This is a genomic window from Psychrobacillus sp. FSL H8-0483, from assembly GCF_038637725.1.
GTDB lineage: Bacteria > Bacillota > Bacilli > Bacillales_A > Planococcaceae > Psychrobacillus.
In genome coordinates this window covers 2766694-2783775 of sequence record NZ_CP152052.1, presented here as the reverse complement: position 1 = coordinate 2783775, position 17082 = coordinate 2766694, and the positions used below count along the sequence as shown (strand labels likewise).

Here is a 17082-nt window from a genome sequence, read left to right as displayed (position 1 = left end):
CTTTACATAAGTTGTCCTATATGAAGGAGGATGACAAATGGAAGTGAAAAATTGGGAAGTAAAAGAGCAATTTCGTTTTCCCCAAAGCTTTGGGATACCAAAAGAAATTAAAACGGTGAAAGTAACTCCACAATATGAGCAAAGTGAAGTAGAAGACGCGATTCAAATTGGTGGTATTTATCATATTACTTGTTACGTTAGGTTTGAAGAGGGAGAACATGCCCATCATGGGACAGGTGATTTTACTCAAATTGAAGATCTAGATGTGCAAGGAGAGTTTGGATATTTTGAATATGCAGTACCAATGAGTGTAGATATAAGTAAACAAAAAATCCAAGCAGGTAGCACACCTAGCTTAAGCGTTCAAAATGTCAATTCAAAAACGACAGGCCATGAAGGTATTGAAATATCTTGGATAGTAAACTGTGAATACGAAACGTCAAAAGAACAAATAGTAAAAGCTGACGTACAAGAAGCAGTAGCACAGGAAGAACAGGTAGCTCAGGTAGCACAAAAAGAAACAAAAGAATTGAACGCACAGGTACAAGAAGAAAGCGAGAATCTAGAGGAATCGGAGCTTCAATTTATTTTAAATTTGGATGATGGATATTCAAAGCTTACCTTCCCATCAAATTATGTCTTTGTAAAACAAAAAGCAGAAGAAGAGTAGAAAGATAAGTAAAAGAATATCCCAAGTAGTAGGAATAATTAATACACGTATGGTTTGGAAACCACAAATAGGAATAATAATCCCTTTACAATAAAAGCGTGTTTTACGAAGCCACTCAGGTAGTAAATACGGGTTATATCTAGGTCCTTTTCTCATGATAATATCCTCCTTTCGCAAGACTGGACTTGACGGCATATAATAGTATTCGATACAATATAAACAACTATATATGGATGCTATGAATGGGAAGAGTAAAATGATCTGGTTTTCAAAAGAAAGGAAACAATTTGCTGAAATGTTTCTGTGAACCACCATTTGAAGGTAGCCCACGAGCAGTATTTGTGAACTAATAGTAGCAAATACCGGTTTGAAGCCGTTATCGAATTGAGAGCGTGATGCATTCTTTTGCATCTGCGAATAAAGGTGGTACCGCGAACAAACTCCTTCGTCCTTTAAGACGAATGGAGTTTTTTTATATTCTTTTTTAGGAGGAACAGAAAATGACAAATGAAACAACGATGCCAACCAAGTATGATCCACAGTCGATTGAAAAAGGTCGCTACGAGTGGTGGCTAGAAGGGAAATACTTCGAAGCGCATCCAGAAAGCGATAAGAAGCCTTATACAATCGTAATACCGCCCCCAAACGTAACAGGTAAATTACATTTAGGGCACGCATGGGATACAACTCTGCAAGATATTATTATTCGTATGAAGCGTATGCAAGGATACGACGCATTATGGTTACCTGGTATGGACCATGCAGGTATCGCTACACAAGCGAAAGTAGAAGAAAAGCTACGTTCAGAAAATATTTCACGTTATGATTTGGGTCGTGAAAAATTTGTAGAAGAAACATGGAAATGGAAAGAAGAGTATGCTGGTCATATTCGTGCACAATGGTCAAAACTAGGTTTAGGCTTAGACTACTCTCGAGAACGCTTTACATTAGACGAAGGTCTTTCAAACGCAGTAAAAGAAGTATTCGTGAAGCTGTACAATAAAGGGCTGATTTACCGCGGTGAATATATTATTAACTGGGATCCTGCAACAAAAACTGCGCTCTCTGATATCGAAGTAATTCATAAAGATGTACAGGGTGCATTCTATCATATGCATTACCCACTTGCAGATGGTACTGGTTCAATCGACGTTGCGACTACTCGCCCTGAAACAATGCTTGGTGATACTGCGGTTGCAGTTCATCCAGAAGATGACCGTTACAAACATTTAATCGGTAAAACAGTAAAGCTCCCTATCGTTGGTCGTGAAATTCCAATCGTTGGGGATGACTACGTAGATATGGAATTTGGTAGTGGAGCAGTAAAAATTACACCTGCACATGATCCTAACGACTTTGAAATCGGAAATCGTCATAATTTAGAACGTATTTTAGTTATGAATGAAGACGGTACAATGAATAAAAACGCAGCAATTTATGATGGAATGGACCGTTTTGCTTGTCGTAAACAAATCGTAAAAGATTTACAAGACGCTGGTGTTTTATTCAAAATCGAAGAACATATGCATTCAGTAGGACATTCAGAGCGCAGTGGAGCAGTTGTAGAACCATATTTATCAACGCAATGGTTTGTTAAAATGCAACCTCTAGCTGAAGAAGCAATCAAATTACAACAAACAGAAGAAAAAGTAAACTTCGTACCAGATCGCTTTGAGAAAACATACTTACGCTGGATGGAAAACCTTCATGATTGGTGTATCTCTCGACAATTATGGTGGGGCCATCGAATTCCTGCTTGGTATCATAAAGAAACAGGAGAAGTATATGTTGGACACGAAGCTCCAGCAGATGCTGAAAATTGGAAACAAGAAGATGATGTGTTAGATACTTGGTTCTCTTCTGCACTTTGGCCGTTCTCGACATTAGGTTGGCCTAATACAGAAAACGAAGAGTTTAAAAAGTATTATCCAACGAATACACTTGTTACCGGTTATGATATTATATTCTTCTGGGTTTCTCGTATGATTTTCCAAGGGATAGAATTTACAGAAACTCGTCCATTTGAAGATGTATTAATTCATGGACTTGTTCGTGCAGAAGATGGAAGTAAAATGTCGAAATCACTTGGTAATGGTATTGATCCAATGGAAGTTATTGAGCAATACGGTGCAGATTCACTTCGATATTTCTTAAGTACAGGTTCATCTCCAGGGCAAGATTTACGTTATTCTACTGAAAAAGTAGAAGCAGTTTGGAACTTTGCAAATAAGATTTGGAATGCTTCTCGATTTGCATTGATGAATATGGACGGCTTGAAATTTGAAGAGATTAATTTGGATGGGAAAAAATCCGTTGCGGATGCTTGGATATTAACTCGTTTGAATGAAACAATTGAACAAGTAACAAGACTTTCAGAGAAGTATGAGTTTGGTGAAGTAGGTCGTGCCCTGTATAACTTCATATGGGATGATTTGTGTGACTGGTACATCGAGATGGCGAAACTCCCACTAAATGGGGAAGATGAAGAAGCGAAGCAAATGACACGTTCTGTTCTAGCTTATGTACTAGATAACACGATGCGTTTATTGCATCCATTTATGCCATTTATCACGGAAGAGATTTGGCAAAACCTTCCACATGAAGGAGAGTCCATTACAGTAGCTGCATGGCCAACAGTAAACGAAGCTCTTTCGAATAAAGAAGAAGCTGCTAGCATGAAGCTACTTGCTGAAATTATCCGATCTGTTCGTAATATCCGTGCAGAAGTACAAACACCAATGAGTAAAAAAGTGCCATTATACATTTCAGCTAAGGATGCAGAAACACTTGCTGTATTAGAAGCAAATGCAAAATATCTAGAGCGTTTCTGTAACCCAGAACCACTTGTAATTGGTCAAGATATTGAAGCGCCGGGTCAATGTATGTCGACCGTAGTAACAGGGGCAGAATTATTCCTTCCTTTACAAGGACTAATTGATACCGATGCAGAAAAAGCACGTTTAGAAAAAGAGTTAGAAAAATGGGCAAAAGAAGTGAAGCTAGTTCAAGGGAAATTGTCCAACGAACGCTTCGTTTCCAAAGCACCAGAAGCAGTTGTTGCAGAAGAACGTGCGAAAGAACAAGATTATCTAGAAAAACACGCAACTGTGTTAAAACGATTAGAAGAACTGAAAAACCTGTAAGAAGAGTATTAAGAACTGGGATAATTTCGAATGGAGGGTCGTGACGCAAGTCACGACCCTCCATTTTTTTTCGGTAATCTTGTGGCAGTCGTCTGTCCTTCGCCCTCCTACAGCTTTTCGTGACAGGCTACTTCTGTTTTGTATAATGAAAGAATTTAATACTTTCTTCTTATAAAGTAAGCTCCCAAAGATACAATTTCGGTCGCACAGTTGCTTCTTAATAAAATGGGTGCTGTCTATTTTTCTTTCAAATCGTTGACTAATAGTATTGCAACGAGGCAAAATGCTGTGCTTAATTGTTAGTTAGAAAAACCCATTAACGAAAAAAGAGTGCAGCCTCATTTAGATGGAGGCGCACTCTTTTTTCGTTACTTGATTATGGATATACTCCATGATAGGTATAGCAATGTCTTTTTGCGTTGTATGGAAATAAGATCTAGCACCAACTGGATCTTCTATTTCATTGAAAAGCCAGCCACCGTTCGGTAATAAGAGAAAGTCGATTCCAATATAGTCACTTTTTAATGCTTTTGCTATTTTTTCTACATCAGCTAGTTGCTGAGAGTCCAACGTATATTTTTCGACGGTTCCACCGAGTGTGAAATTCGATTTAAAGCTATTCTCAGCGCCAATTCTTTTTACGGCACCTACAACTTGTGTACCGAGCATAAATACGCGTACATCAGTAGCATTTGTTTCAATATATGTTTGTGCAATAATCGTTTGAGAATCATATTGTTTAATAAAAGCCTCTGCATCTTCTTGTGTATGAAAAAGCTCTACCTGCATTCCACCATGGCCATCAGTTGTTTTTAAAACGACAGGATACTCAGAAATCTCTGAGATACTTTGTATTTTCTTAGTTGGCACAGTAGCTATGCCAAGAAGCTGAACGAGCTGCATTGCTTTCCATTTATCATTGGCAATCACATTCACCTCTGCACGATTGAACATGGGAATATTTCGTTGTTCTAATTGCTTAGAAAGCTTTGGGTTTCTAGCTCTAAAAAATATAAAATCGGCCTCTGGAATAGTAGACTGCTGATCATCTACGACAGAAAGTGTATGACCAAGGTTTTCTGCAGCAGTAATTAAACGGTCTATGAAACTACTATTTCGTTCTATTTCTTTTGGTTCGTAGATTAGTAAGCCGTTCATATTGCAGCGATCCTTACTTTAGACAGAATGTAACTAATCATCGCATCTCCTACGTTAATACCTGTTACATTATATATATTACGAATATGGGCAACGCCGTTTACTTCACAAACAAGCGGTTCTTCATTTTCACCAAACAATAAATCGACTCCTGCAAATTCTGCATTTAATGCTTGTGCGGCTTGAATAGCAACTTCTTTTTGTCTTTCGGTAAGAATAATCTGAGATGCAGTACCTCCATTTGTAATGTTGGCACGGAAATCAGTGTCAGAGTGGCGATGCATGCAAGCAACTACTTGTCCACCGACTACATTCACGCGAATATCACGGCCTCTGCTCGACGCTATAAATTCTTGGAAAACGTATTCAATTCCTCTTAATTCATCGACTTTTTCAAAAAACTGCTCTCTTGTCTCTATTAAATATACTTTCATTCCAAATGAGCCATGCGCTTCTTTGATGATCATTGGAAGTGGAATTGTTTGTAGTACCTGTTCATAATAACCTGTATGTTGAATCGAGCAATCTGGATACACTTTTGGAGCAATAATTGTGAGAGGCATTGGAACTTGTGCTTTTGCTAACGCCATATATTGTCGCGCTTTATTATCACAAATTTCAATAACTCCTGGGTCATTAAAGACTGGTATGCCTTCATTTTTTAAATATTGTGCAAGTAAAATATCTTTATCAAGAAAAACAACAAAATCGGGTTTTGCATGTAAACTTTGCTGAACGTTCATTAGGAGCTCATAGTTTTTCACTAAAGTTGCTTGAATTCCTTGCTTTTCAGCTGCTTCCTGAAGCAGGAGCGCTTGATCGATAAATTTATCATGTGTAAGACTACCGTTATAAACAATCCAACATGTCTGCATAATGAATGACCTCCACGGGTACGTGTTATAATATGTTTACAAGAAGTTTAGCACGAAAGTTGCTAAGATGGGAATAGGGTGGAGTAGTTGGAAATAAATAATTTTAATTTATATAAAAAAGAGTGGAAAGTAGAGAGTGAAACAATTATTAAGCCAGGACTGGAAGCTATCCAAAAAGCTTTAGCCAAGCTTGGAAATCCACAAAATAAGCATCGCATAATCCACGTAGCAGGTACAAATGGAAAGGGATCTACTATAGCGTTTTTAAGTGCCATTGCAAAAGAACATGGACTTGCATATGGCTCTTTTACATCTCCAAGCATTATCGATGTACACGATCAAATCCAGGTGAACGGTGTTCCTGTGACTCCGGAACAAATGGATCTTGCTTTTCAAAAAATGTTTCAAGCTGGCTTAAGTGGTATGTTAACCGATTTTGAATTGTTGACTGTTGTTGCTTTTCTCGTTTTGGAAGAAGAAACATTAGATGTTGTTTTTATAGAAGCAGGAATGGGCGGTAGATTTGATAGTACGAATGTGATAGATCGTTCTGTAGCGGTCATTCCAAGCATTTCCATTGATCATACAAATTTTTTAGGTAATACTGTCGAAAAAATAAGTTGGCATAAAGCAGGGATATTAAAAGATAATGGCAAATTAGTAATAGGGGCTTTATCCTCTGAAGCAACAAAAATAGTCCTAGAAGAAGCAATGCAGAAAAATTCAATAGTAATAGAATATAATAAAGCATTTTCTATTATAGGAAATACTTATACATATGAAGAGACTCAGTTTCATCATTTGTACCCACAAATGTTAGGAGAACATCAGTTATCCAATATGTCACTAGCAATAACTGCTCTATTAGAAAGTAATTTTTCGTTAAAGGAATGCCATGTTCAAGCTGCTGTTAAAAAGGCTTTCTTACCAGGTCGGATGGAAAAAATGAGTGAACACGTATACTTCGATGGAGCTCATAACAAAGCGAGTATTGATGCTTTAGTAGATACGATAAAGGAACAATTTCCGAATAAACGAATCCATTGTATTGTCGGTATTTTGAAAGATAAAGACTACATTTACATGTTGCGAAAGCTAGAGGAGGTAGCCTCCAGTTTTGAATTTGTAGATTTTCATCATGAAAGAGCACTATCAGCATCTATTTTATATAAACACTGTTCTCACAGTGCGAAAAGTGTTACTAAAGATGTAGGTGAAATTAATTTAGAAGAAAATTCTAGAATAGATATTACTATTGTCACTGGGTCTCTCTATTTTATTTCAGAAATTAAAGATAAAAACAGGTAAAAGGTAGTTGATAATTATTGGAATCTTCATGATATAATTTATTTAATAAGTGCTATTAGTACCAATAAAAATACACTAAAAGGAGATTAATAGTCCTATGGATATTTCGAGAAAAGCCAAACAGAATATTTTCTTCATGTGGCTATTAGTTGTCCCAATCGGTACTTTTTTGGTGTATAGGTACGCTTCAAGTAAGCCGATTGAATGGGATCTGTATTTTTATTTTGTTGTACTTGCTTTGCTCACGACTATTTTTCCTTTTTTTATCGCAGGGGCGACAATGATCCTTGTTCAATGGGTCAACCTTGCAATTTTTTTGAATTACGGAATTTTAGCAGAACTTGTTGCGATGCAACTTTGTTTAATACCTCTTATATACCATATGAAAATAATGAAAGAGACTAGATATAAACTGTATTATAGTTCTTTTATGTTTTTTGTAATTTCTATTGCGTGTGGCTCTTTTGTGATTTGGCTTGGGTACGATATAGGTACTCTAGTGATTAAAGATGTTCTTATATTTGGATCCATTTATGCTTTTTTAAGTATTATTCTCAACCATGTTCTTTTATATGTTCGACAGGTAGCTACTGGATTAAAACCAGATTTTTTTACAAAGGATTTTGCATGGGATATTATCTGTACAATGATTACGCTACCTTTTGGTATAAGCTTATTTTTCTTAGAAAGTTATGTTGGAGCTATTGCTTTTGTACTATTAGGAGTCCCATTTTTAATGATTACATTATTAATTCGTATGTACAATGACTCGGAAAAGGTAAATGCAGATCTGAACAAGGCAAGTGAGTTCGGACATGAATTAGCAGAAAGAATGACAGGAACAGAAATTATCGATATGTTTATAGAACGTATAGCAAATATGTTTCCTATGAATTCAGCCTATATTGTTGATAATATTAACAATCAGTTTGTTATTTTACGAGCAATAGAAGACGGTGTAAATAAAGAGATAAAATTTTCTCATGAAGATATTAAGCATAGTCTTGCTGGAAAAGGCTATAAAAAGGGATATCCGATTTTATATAATAAACAGTCCGAGTGGATTCACATGAAACCCCCATTTTTAACGTTGGATATGCAGAGCGTCATGTGTGTCCCAATCTATCGTAATCAAACAATAGAAGGCGTTTTAATATTAGCTTCTAGAGAGAAACACGCATTTCAAGCTTACCAATTAAAAATTGTACATTTGCTTTGTTCTTATTTTGCCGTATCAGTGGAGAAAGCAAATTATGTACGAGATGCTGTTGCCAAAAGCGAAATTTGTGAGTTAACGAAGATTCATAATTATCGATATCTAGATAGACAGATTGATATAGATATGAAAAAATTATCGGCTGGTGTTTATCATTCTTTGTCTTTAATAATGTTGGATATTGATAAATTTAAGGAAGTAAATGATTCATATGGCCATCATAGTGGAAATCTTATTTTACAAGAATTTGCACAAATAATTAAAGCTGAAATAGGTCCGAATGGAACGGTTGGAAGGTATGGAGGGGAAGAGTTCGTTGTTATTCTTCCGAACTACACCAAGTTACAAGCAATGCGTATTGCTGAGCAGCTTCGATTAAAAATTGAACAAACACCATTTATCGTGCAGCTAGACTTGGCAGATGTTTCTCGAGATGAAATAATATTTATCACAGCAAGTATCGGTGTTTCCTCGGCACCAGATGACAGTGAAGAGGGTATGTCACTCATTCGAAACGCGGATCGAGCACTCTATATTGGTGCGAAACAGGCGGGTAGAAATCGAGTTGCGGAATATGTGAAATAGAACAAATGAAAAATGAGAGAATCCTGGAGTAAATGGATTCTCTCATTTTTTTCACCAGGAGTGCGGTTTATGGCATGCCAGGGACATCACCGTTAGTCGGAGTAAGTTTTTTCTGTTTTCGTTGTTCCTCTAAGAGATTGATCATTAATAATTTCAAGAAAGTTATTGCGACACTTTCTCGACTCGTCTGTTGATTACGTATATCCGCTTGTAGTGAACTTTCAGAATTCTGAAGAGAGTTTCTGACGCAAAGTCACGATGTTAATGATAAATAACTTCTGATGTAATATTGTCTTCAATATCAGTTTCTTTAATCAAGTAATCGTCCTGATTAGTGTTAGTTTTAATGAAATTACAGTTATCTTCAAATTCTTTTTGGGAGACAAAATAAATAGCGTTTTCTATACGGTGAGGATTATTAGATAGTATATAAACTTTTGCACCATCTTTACCTCCTTGAGTATTTAATTTCTTTGCATCAGATTCAGAAATTTCTCTTATACATAGCTTTGAATTCTTACCTAGTTTGATGCTGTTAGGGTTACCATTCTCTTTCTCAGTTGTAATTACTAATTTGTCCATATAGACGTTTATATTGTTGAGGTTACCAATGTTTTTTTTTGTGATTGTTACTGTATCGTTAAATTGTACAGTTCCACCAGAAAATGTAAAATCGCTTGAAAATAATACATCTCCATCAACTTTACATTCATTGTCTATGTAGTCATTATTACAGTCAGGGTAAACTTCTGGTATCGGATTACCTGTCCCAGGCCCATTACCTGGTATAAAGGTCACTGTTAGTAAAGTTTCAGGTATATTGAAAATAGCGGATATTTTATTTTGTTTATTTGGAACGCTTCCTTCCACTAATATCTCTAATTGAGGTTTAGTTGAAGAAGATAGAATTTTTGAATTCAATAAAGTAAATTTAACAGAATTTGTTGTATCAATTTCTTTTACGGGTAAAATGTCGTTCTTTTCTGTATCGTGGCATCTGCTAGTATCTTTATAATCGTCAATGCATTCTAAGCCTGTTCGGAGTTTTGAGCTAAATTCTAATTCTAAGGAGCTAATAACTGATGCTTTTTCTGATGCAGATAAATTGTGGTTATCCTCGATCCTTTCAATCTCTGCATCTAAATCTGATTTAATTTTGTATATTTGATTCACTATTTCTGCTTGATAATATTCAATGCCCATTTCGGCTACTCCCACAGCTTGATAATTATTATCAGTATTTTCTACTTGTTTTTGTTGATTCATTGCACTTAAAGCAAATGAAGAAAAGAATATGATAATAATGAAAATAATTATTAGGGTTAGCAAGAGGGTATATCCTTTTTCATTTTGAACTATTTTCATAATGAATCATCTCCCTTCATTGATATTGTCCTGCTAGTTTACTAAATGTTGTTTTAGTTTTAACCTCTATTATTGGATTTTCTGAAGTCAAAGTAAGCTCGAAAGAGAAAATATTACCTGGATTAATTATTTCGTCATTCGGGGTGATCAGGTTATATTTAATGTTTTTATTATCAAATGAAATAGGTATCTCTTCTCCCTCTTTATTAATTGAAATAATACTAATCTTTGAGTCTATTTCTTTAATACTTTTTATTTTATTTTTTGTATGCAGTTGTTGCATAGTATTTACAATCAAATTTGCTTCTTGTTGTAATTGATTTTTTGTGACTTCTCTTTCATTAAAACTTAAGGCTTGAAAAAAGAAATTCCAAATAAGTAGAGAAATTACTCCGAACAATGCGAGAGCGGCTAGCAATTCTACTAAAGTTATTCCTCTTTCATTCATTATTCTCTTCACATTATCACCTCTAACTTTCAATTACCCTTTATATATCCATATGTTGTCGTCAATGTAGGTGAATCTGTCTTTATTTCTTTCGCATCCACATCAATGGTAACTTGATGAAGTTGGTGAAATTGACTTTGATCAGGGGGAGGAAATTCTCCTGTTTTTTTTATCTGTATTTTTATAAAAAATGTTTGCCCCAATTTGTCATATGTTCCTTCATATATAATGGAAGAAGTAAGGTCTTCTTTTTTAGCTAAGTTTCGAATGGTTGTTTTTATATTAAGATTCGAATCATTATTTAGAAAGCTAGTATAAGCATCCTTTTTAACCAACACCAGCAACTCTTTCCCCACATTCGCTGCATCCAAATTATCTCCATTTCGATTATTCATATTCGCCATTTGAGGGAAAATAGATAGAAACATGGAAATAACTATAGTTAAAAGCACGACAGAAGCTAGAATCTCAATTAATGTAAAACCATTTTTGTTTTTGATATTATTTAACATAAGGGATTCATCCTTTGTGTTTGCGAAATTCGTGTATTTTTTTTGATTAACAGTTAATTTCCTCTCTAAAATCTATTGGAAAAGTGCTTCTCCTATTAAATGTATAATTCTCAATTCTTATATTAATTGTATGCCTTGGAAGAAGCTATGTTAAGATGGAATTAAATTTATATAACCTACTTTTTTAGTCTTGTAATTGGTAGTTTAATCATATATAAATAAGTATAAAGAATCAATTGTTATTAGTTGATTTAAAGGTTTTAGAAAATGGTGTTTCTAAAGTAATATGTACAATTCCCTTGAATGAGATATTATACTTTGTTTATATACATTAATTGGAATTTAGTTAACGCGATTAGAGTTATTTTGGCCTATATATTTGAAGGAGTTATGCATTGTGAAAGTTATTTGGAAAACTTCTATACTACTAATATTAACATTTTTTCTTTTTTATTTATGGTCTAGTAATAATTTCACTACTTTGCAACAGTTTACGAAAGCAGAGAGTGGGGTACCTATTTCTACAATTGGTGGACAAGAAGTGGAATTGCTAAAGAAAGATGAAATAGTATCTTTATTAAATACGAAAATTTTGGAATGGAAAGAAAAACCCATTCTTTTAACTGGAAACGATTCAGATCTGACATTACTTCCAGAATGGTTTACGTTTGATGTGGAAGCTACTGTTGATCAATATCTAATGGAATTGGACAAGCATTGGTATACATTTTGGGAGTCGACTCCTTCCATTCATATACCCTTGCAATTTAGTATGAATCCAGAAGTGAATAATTTAATTGAACAAAAGACTCAATTGAATAAGGAGGACACTCTTGCTAATATCGTTTCTCAAGTTGGGTTACTTTCACCAAATCCAATTGAGACGGTGGCTGTAGATTCTTCTGTATTTGAATTAGAACGACTTGCATTTGATATAGAGGAAATACCGATTAGTACAAATGATTTAGAGAACATCGTTTCTACTTTAAATGAACAAGTCATTGGAAATGGTGAAGTTTTTTCTCTATTGGAACGATTAAAAGATGTAGAGCTCGACGTAAATGATGAGAGTGCAGATTTTGTTGCTTCTGTAATCTATAGCGTCATTTTACAAACGAATTTTGAAATATTAGAACGACACTCGCAAGGTAAAATTCCAGATTATTTAGAGCCTGGAATCGAAGCGAAAATACGAAAAAATACGAATGTAGATTTAAAATTTGTAAATAACAATGATGCACCAGCAACTTTAAAAGTGCAGATAAAGGGTCCTAGTTTATTAGTAGAAATTTATACTCTACCTCTTGAAACAACAGCTACGTATCGAGTGACCGACCGAGTAGAAATTAAGCCTAGAACGATCTATCGTTATTCCGATGATTTGAAAGTTGGCGACGAGAAGCTAGTGCAAGAAGGAAAGCCTGGACTTCGAGTTTCTGTCTACAGAACTATATCAGAGAAATCTGGCCCTTTTGAAAAAGAAGAATTGATTAGTAAAGATTTTTATCCACCTGTCCATAGAATAGTTCTTAAGTCATCTCTCGTTCCTGAAACACCAACAGTAACTGATTCGGACCTAGAAATGGATTTGAATGGCGATGGATTACCAGATGTAGAGACACCTACTACAACTCCAACAACTCCAATGGAAGAGGATGAAACACATGTTGAAAATCCACCAGAAGTGGATGAGTCTACTGTTTTACCAAAAGGAAGCTATTACGATAAAGCTGGAAATATTATCGTTCCAGAGTCTAAATGATGGCGTAGAGGGGTGAAGAGAATGAAAGCGAACACGCGGAAAAGGTTAGGAGATTTACTAGTTGAATCTCATGTAATCAGTAACGAGCAGTTAGAGTACGCGTTAACAACCAAAAGTCGAGATGAAAAACTAGGTGACTTTTTAATAAGAGAAAACCTACTTACAGAGCAGCAATTAATAGAAGTACTAGAATTCCAGTTAGGAATTCCGCACGTAAGTTTAAATCAATTTTCAATTGAACCAGAGCTTATTCATCTAGTACCTAAAGAGTTGGCAAAACGGACGAACATTATGCCAATACGAAAAGATCGGAATAAACTATTTATAGCAATGGCGGATCCGATGGATTATTTTGCTATTGAAGAAGTTCGAATGGCTACGGGATGCCAAATTGAAACGAGTATTGCTGCAAAAGATGATTTATTTAGAACGATTACTAAATATTATGATTTGCAAGAGTCAATGGATCAAGCCTTAATTGATATAACACCAAAAGAGTTAGAAAATGATACACAAATTACGGATGAAGATTCACCGATTGTTCGACTGGTGAATCAAATTGTTGCTAATGGGGTTGCACAGCGTGCCAGCGATATTCACTTTGACCCTCAAGAGACAGAATTACGTGTTCGTTACCGTGTAGATGGAATTTTGAAAACAGAACGAGCACTACCAAAACATATGCAAAGTGTTATATTAGCTCGTATTAAAATTATGGGGAACTTAAATATAACGGAACACAGAGTTCCACAAGACGGACGTATTAAACTAAACGTTAATATGAAGCCGGTGGATATTCGTCTTTCTACTTTACCTACGATTTATGGAGAGAAAGTAGTTATGCGTATTTTAGATTTAACCAGTGCACTAAATAATCTAGACAAACTTGGCTTCAATGATAAAAACTATCAATCTTTTAAAGAAATGATTGAAACACCAAATGGAATAGTACTAATTACAGGTCCTACAGGTTCTGGTAAATCTTCGACGTTGTATGCAGCACTTAGTCGTTTAAACGGAGAAGAAGTCAATATTATTACAGTCGAAGATCCAGTGGAATATCAACTAGAAGGTATTAACCAAATCCAAGTGCGAGAAGAAGTAGGTTTAACTTTTGCTGCGGGACTTAGATCCATATTAAGACAAGATCCGGATGTCGTCATGGTAGGGGAAATACGTGATTTAGAAACTGCGCAAATAGCCGTTCGTGCTTCTTTAACAGGACATCTTGTATTAAGTACACTTCATACAAACAGTGCTGTAGAATCAGTTTCTCGAATGAAAGACATGGGAATTGAGCCATTTTTACTTTCTTCTTCATTAGTTGGAGTTGTCGCACAACGATTAGTTCGAAAGGTTTGCCGTGATTGTAGTGAAGTACAGATACCAAACGAACGGGAAAGAATAATTTTTGCGGACAGAGGCCTGGAAATAAAGGAAATACGAAGAGGACGAGGTTGTCCCTCTTGTAATAACACTGGCTATAGGGGTCGTTTAGCTATTCATGAAGTGCTTGCTGTTGATGAGTTCGTCAAAGACGTGATTCTAACCGGCAAAAGCATGTCCTTACTTCGAAACCATATGAAAGAAACTGGTTATTATAGTTTACTAGAGGATGGTTTATTAAAAGTGCAAGTGGGGTTAACTACAACCGAAGAGGTGCTTCGTGTTGCAACAACGGATTAAGGTGGGAAGATATGAAAATTTCGATTATAGACTTATTAGAAAAATCATTTCATGATCGAGCATCGGATCTTCACATTACGGTTGGATTGGCTCCTGTATTTAGAGTTAATGGGAATCTACAAGCTTATGGGGAATCTACATTGCATGAAGATGATACAAGAGCGATGTTGAATGAAATATTACCCCCTGAGAAATTGCAGGAGTTCGAAGAAAATGGTGAACTTGATTTCAAATATACACTTCCTAATCTATGTCATTTTCGGATCAATGCTTTTCATCAACAAGACCAAGTTGCCATAGCAGTTCGCATGATTGATGCAAAGATACCGGCGATTGAAACACTTGGAATGCCTAATGTCTTATATACTTTAGCAGATAAACCTCAAGGACTAATTCTAGTAACTGGTCCTACTGGGTCTGGCAAATCAACGACACTTGCATCCATGATAGATTATATCAACACAACAAAATCGAAGCACATTATTACGTTAGAAGACCCAATTGAATACGTGCATACGCATAAGAAGTCAGTCATTAATCAACGAGAAGTCGGTTCGGATACGCAAAGCTTTGCCAATGGATTACGAGCTGCACTCCGTCAAGATCCCGATGTTATTTTAGTTGGTGAAATGCGAGATTTAGAAACAATTTCTACCGCCATTACAGCAGCGGAAACGGGTCATCTAGTCATGGCAACACTTCATACAAGTAGTGCTCCAACGACGATCGATCGAATTATTGATGTTTTTCCACCACACCAACAAGGGCAAATTCGCATTCAACTAGCAAACGTACTACAAGGGATCATTTCTCAAAGACTCTTTGTTAGAAACGATGCAAAAGGACGTGTCGCGGCAACGGAGATTTTAGTTCAAACACCGTCTGTTGCCAATCTAATACGAAATGAAAAGGTGCATCAAATTCAAAATGTCATGCAAACAAGTCGAGCACTTGGCATGCATACACTCGAATCATCGATTCAAACTTTGGTCACTTCAGGTAAGATTTCGCTAGAATCAGCAAAACCGTTTATGGATGTAGGTGAGTATTGATGGTTGTATTTAAATACAATGGTCGAACTGCTCAAGGTGCATTAAAAAAAGGAACCGTGGATGCTACTACTAAGCAAGCAGCTATTACAAAACTTCGTTCACAAGGAATTAATCCAAGGGAAATTGAAGAGTCCAATAGTATTCTACATAAGGAACTATCTATTGGTGGTACCGTAAAAAACCAAGATTTTGTTATTTATTGTCGTCAGTTTGCCACGTTAATACGTGCAGGCGTTTCGATTTTAGAGTCAACAAAAATTTTAGCAGAACAAACTTCCAGTAAGCCTTTAAAGAAAAGTTTACTTTCGGTTGAGGAAGATGTTCGATCTGGATTGTCATTTTCGGATGCGACAGCGAAGTATCCAAAAGTGTTCCCGCAGTTATTCGTAAATATGATACGTGCAGGGGAAGCGACTGGTAATTTGGACGAGTCATTAGAGAGATTGGCATTTTCATATGAAAAGCAATTCAACTTGAAAAAGAAAGTGCAGTCGACGATGGCCTATCCAGTCGTGTTACTAGTGTTGACGGTATTTGTAGCAGGTTTTCTCATGTTAACAATAGTTCCTCAGTTTGTCACAATGTTTAATGATATGGGAGCAGAACTACCTACAATTACAAAAGTAGTGATGAGTTTTAGTGAACTGTTGCAATCATCTTGGTATATCTTATTAGCCCTCACTATCATTGCAGTTATAGTTTTTAACTATGTATACAAGCATAACGAAGCTTTTAATTTTTCAGTGAATATCATCTTACTTAAGATGCCGATATTTGGAAAACTGCTTCAAAAGTCTGCAATTGCTCGAATGACTAGAACACTTTCTTCTTTATTCAGCAGTTCAGTACCTATCCTACAAGCTTTGACCATTGTGGAAAAAGTTATTGGTAATCCAGTCGTAGCCAAAGTAGTTCGGGAATCACGAACAAGCTTAGAACAGGGTAGTACGCTCACAGCTCCACTAGAGAAAAGCTGGATATTCCCACCTTTAGTAACACAAATGACGGCAATTGGTGAGCAAACTGGTTCACTTGACTATATGTTAGAAAAGATTGCAGTGTTTTACGAAGATGATGTTGACCGTACTGTAGATACGCTAAAATCACTAATCGAACCACTCATGATTGTGATATTAGCTGCTGTAGTTGGAACTATCGTTATGGCGATTATGATACCTATGTTTAGTATGTATGAACAAATCTAATCATTGCTTTCCATTAAAGGAGGTGACAAGTCTTGAAAACAATGATGAATGTAACACCGAAAGAAATAAATGAATCCAATTCTAGGGGGAAAATGAA

The 17082-nt window shown here is 35.8% G+C and carries 13 protein-coding genes and 1 other annotated feature; of the genes, 8 read left to right on the top strand and 5 right to left on the bottom strand.

The window, feature by feature from the left end:
- Positions 1 to 37 precede the first annotated feature (37 nt).
- Positions 38 to 670, top strand: a complete 633-nt coding sequence (locus MHB48_RS13345; protein WP_342598522.1) for a hypothetical protein — start codon at positions 38 to 40, stop codon at positions 668 to 670.
- 229 nt (positions 671 to 899) lie between these two features.
- Positions 900 to 1126: a binding site (T-box leader), on the top strand.
- 44 nt (positions 1127 to 1170) lie between these two features.
- A complete protein-coding gene (locus tag MHB48_RS13340; RefSeq protein WP_342598521.1) occupies positions 1171 to 3813 on the top strand; it encodes a valine--tRNA ligase in 2643 nt (880 codons plus the stop codon).
- 342 nt (positions 3814 to 4155) lie between these two features.
- On the opposite strand, the gene MHB48_RS13335 is transcribed toward MHB48_RS13340, so the two are convergent.
- Both MHB48_RS13335 and MHB48_RS13330 read right to left on the bottom strand, forming a co-directional pair.
- Positions 4156 to 4971 carry an ATP-grasp domain-containing protein gene (locus MHB48_RS13335; protein WP_342598520.1) on the bottom strand — a complete coding sequence of 272 codons (816 nt, stop codon included), beginning with the start codon at positions 4969 to 4971 and terminating at the stop codon, positions 4156 to 4158.
- Positions 4968 to 5846: a RimK family alpha-L-glutamate ligase gene (locus MHB48_RS13330; RefSeq protein WP_342598519.1), complete on the bottom strand. Its 879-nt coding sequence runs from the start codon at positions 5844 to 5846 to the stop codon at positions 4968 to 4970. Before MHB48_RS13330 ends, MHB48_RS13335 begins: the two co-directional genes overlap by 4 nt.
- Positions 5847 to 5933: 87 nt before the next feature.
- On the opposite strand from MHB48_RS13330, the gene MHB48_RS13325 reads away from it, so the two are divergent.
- Both MHB48_RS13325 and MHB48_RS13320 read left to right on the top strand, forming a co-directional pair.
- On the top strand, positions 5934 to 7154 hold the full coding sequence (locus MHB48_RS13325; protein ID WP_342598518.1) for a folylpolyglutamate synthase/dihydrofolate synthase family protein: 1221 nt from the start codon (positions 5934 to 5936) through the stop codon (positions 7152 to 7154).
- Positions 7155 to 7251: 97 nt separating this feature from the next.
- Positions 7252 to 8955: a sensor domain-containing diguanylate cyclase gene (locus MHB48_RS13320; protein ID WP_342598517.1), complete on the top strand. Its 1704-nt coding sequence runs from the start codon at positions 7252 to 7254 to the stop codon at positions 8953 to 8955.
- A gap of 261 nt (positions 8956 to 9216) precedes the next feature.
- On the opposite strand, the gene MHB48_RS13315 is transcribed toward MHB48_RS13320, so the two are convergent.
- The 3 genes from MHB48_RS13315 to MHB48_RS13305 are packed head-to-tail and all read right to left on the bottom strand — an operon-like array spanning position 9217 to position 11280.
- Positions 9217 to 10320 carry a hypothetical protein gene (locus MHB48_RS13315; RefSeq protein ID WP_342598516.1) on the bottom strand — a complete coding sequence of 368 codons (1104 nt, stop codon included), beginning with the start codon at positions 10318 to 10320 and terminating at the stop codon, positions 9217 to 9219.
- Positions 10321 to 10336: 16 nt separating this feature from the next.
- Positions 10337 to 10780 carry a prepilin-type N-terminal cleavage/methylation domain-containing protein gene (locus MHB48_RS13310; protein ID WP_342598515.1) on the bottom strand — a complete coding sequence of 148 codons (444 nt, stop codon included), beginning with the start codon at positions 10778 to 10780 and terminating at the stop codon, positions 10337 to 10339.
- A 17-nt stretch (positions 10781 to 10797) separates the two neighbouring features.
- Complete coding sequence (locus tag MHB48_RS13305; protein WP_342598514.1) at positions 10798 to 11280, bottom strand: type II secretion system protein; 483 nt, start codon at positions 11278 to 11280, stop codon at positions 10798 to 10800.
- Between the two features lie 397 nt (positions 11281 to 11677).
- Here MHB48_RS13305 and MHB48_RS13300 point away from each other — a divergent pair, with 397 nt between their 5' ends.
- The 4 genes from MHB48_RS13300 to MHB48_RS13285 are packed head-to-tail and all read left to right on the top strand — an operon-like array spanning position 11678 to position 16985.
- On the top strand, positions 11678 to 13042 hold the full coding sequence (locus tag MHB48_RS13300) for a VanW family protein (RefSeq protein ID WP_342598513.1): 1365 nt from the start codon (positions 11678 to 11680) through the stop codon (positions 13040 to 13042).
- 21 nt (positions 13043 to 13063) lie between these two features.
- Positions 13064 to 14728: an ATPase, T2SS/T4P/T4SS family gene (locus MHB48_RS13295; RefSeq protein WP_342598512.1), complete on the top strand. Its 1665-nt coding sequence runs from the start codon at positions 13064 to 13066 to the stop codon at positions 14726 to 14728.
- Between the two features lie 11 nt (positions 14729 to 14739).
- Positions 14740 to 15780 (top strand): type IV pilus twitching motility protein PilT, encoded by a 1041-nt coding sequence (locus tag MHB48_RS13290; RefSeq protein WP_342598511.1) that lies wholly within the window; start codon positions 14740 to 14742, stop codon positions 15778 to 15780.
- Entirely contained in the window at positions 15780 to 16985 is a 1206-nt protein-coding gene (locus MHB48_RS13285) for a type II secretion system F family protein (RefSeq protein WP_342598510.1), read from the top strand. The genes MHB48_RS13290 and MHB48_RS13285 overlap by 1 nt, the downstream gene beginning before the upstream one ends.
- Positions 16986 to 17082: the final 97 nt, after the last annotated feature.

Coding starts and splice junctions, on each gene's coding strand:
- MHB48_RS13320 (WP_342598517.1), top strand. CDS start 7,252: ATGGATATTTCGAGAAAAGCCAAACAGAATATTTTCTTCATGTGGCTA.
- MHB48_RS13305 (WP_342598514.1), bottom strand. CDS start 11,280: ATGTTAAATAATATCAAAAACAAAAATGGTTTTACATTAATTGAGATT.
- MHB48_RS13315 (WP_342598516.1), bottom strand. CDS start 10,320: ATGAAAATAGTTCAAAATGAAAAAGGATATACCCTCTTGCTAACCCTA.
- MHB48_RS13340 (WP_342598521.1), top strand. CDS start 1,171: ATGACAAATGAAACAACGATGCCAACCAAGTATGATCCACAGTCGATT.
- MHB48_RS13335 (WP_342598520.1), bottom strand. CDS start 4,971: ATGAACGGCTTACTAATCTACGAACCAAAAGAAATAGAACGAAATAGT.
- MHB48_RS13345 (WP_342598522.1), top strand. CDS start 38: ATGGAAGTGAAAAATTGGGAAGTAAAAGAGCAATTTCGTTTTCCCCAA.
- MHB48_RS13295 (WP_342598512.1), top strand. CDS start 13,064: ATGAAAGCGAACACGCGGAAAAGGTTAGGAGATTTACTAGTTGAATCT.
- MHB48_RS13330 (WP_342598519.1), bottom strand. CDS start 5,846: ATGCAGACATGTTGGATTGTTTATAACGGTAGTCTTACACATGATAAA.
- MHB48_RS13290 (WP_342598511.1), top strand. CDS start 14,740: ATGAAAATTTCGATTATAGACTTATTAGAAAAATCATTTCATGATCGA.
- MHB48_RS13285 (WP_342598510.1), top strand. CDS start 15,780: ATGGTTGTATTTAAATACAATGGTCGAACTGCTCAAGGTGCATTAAAA.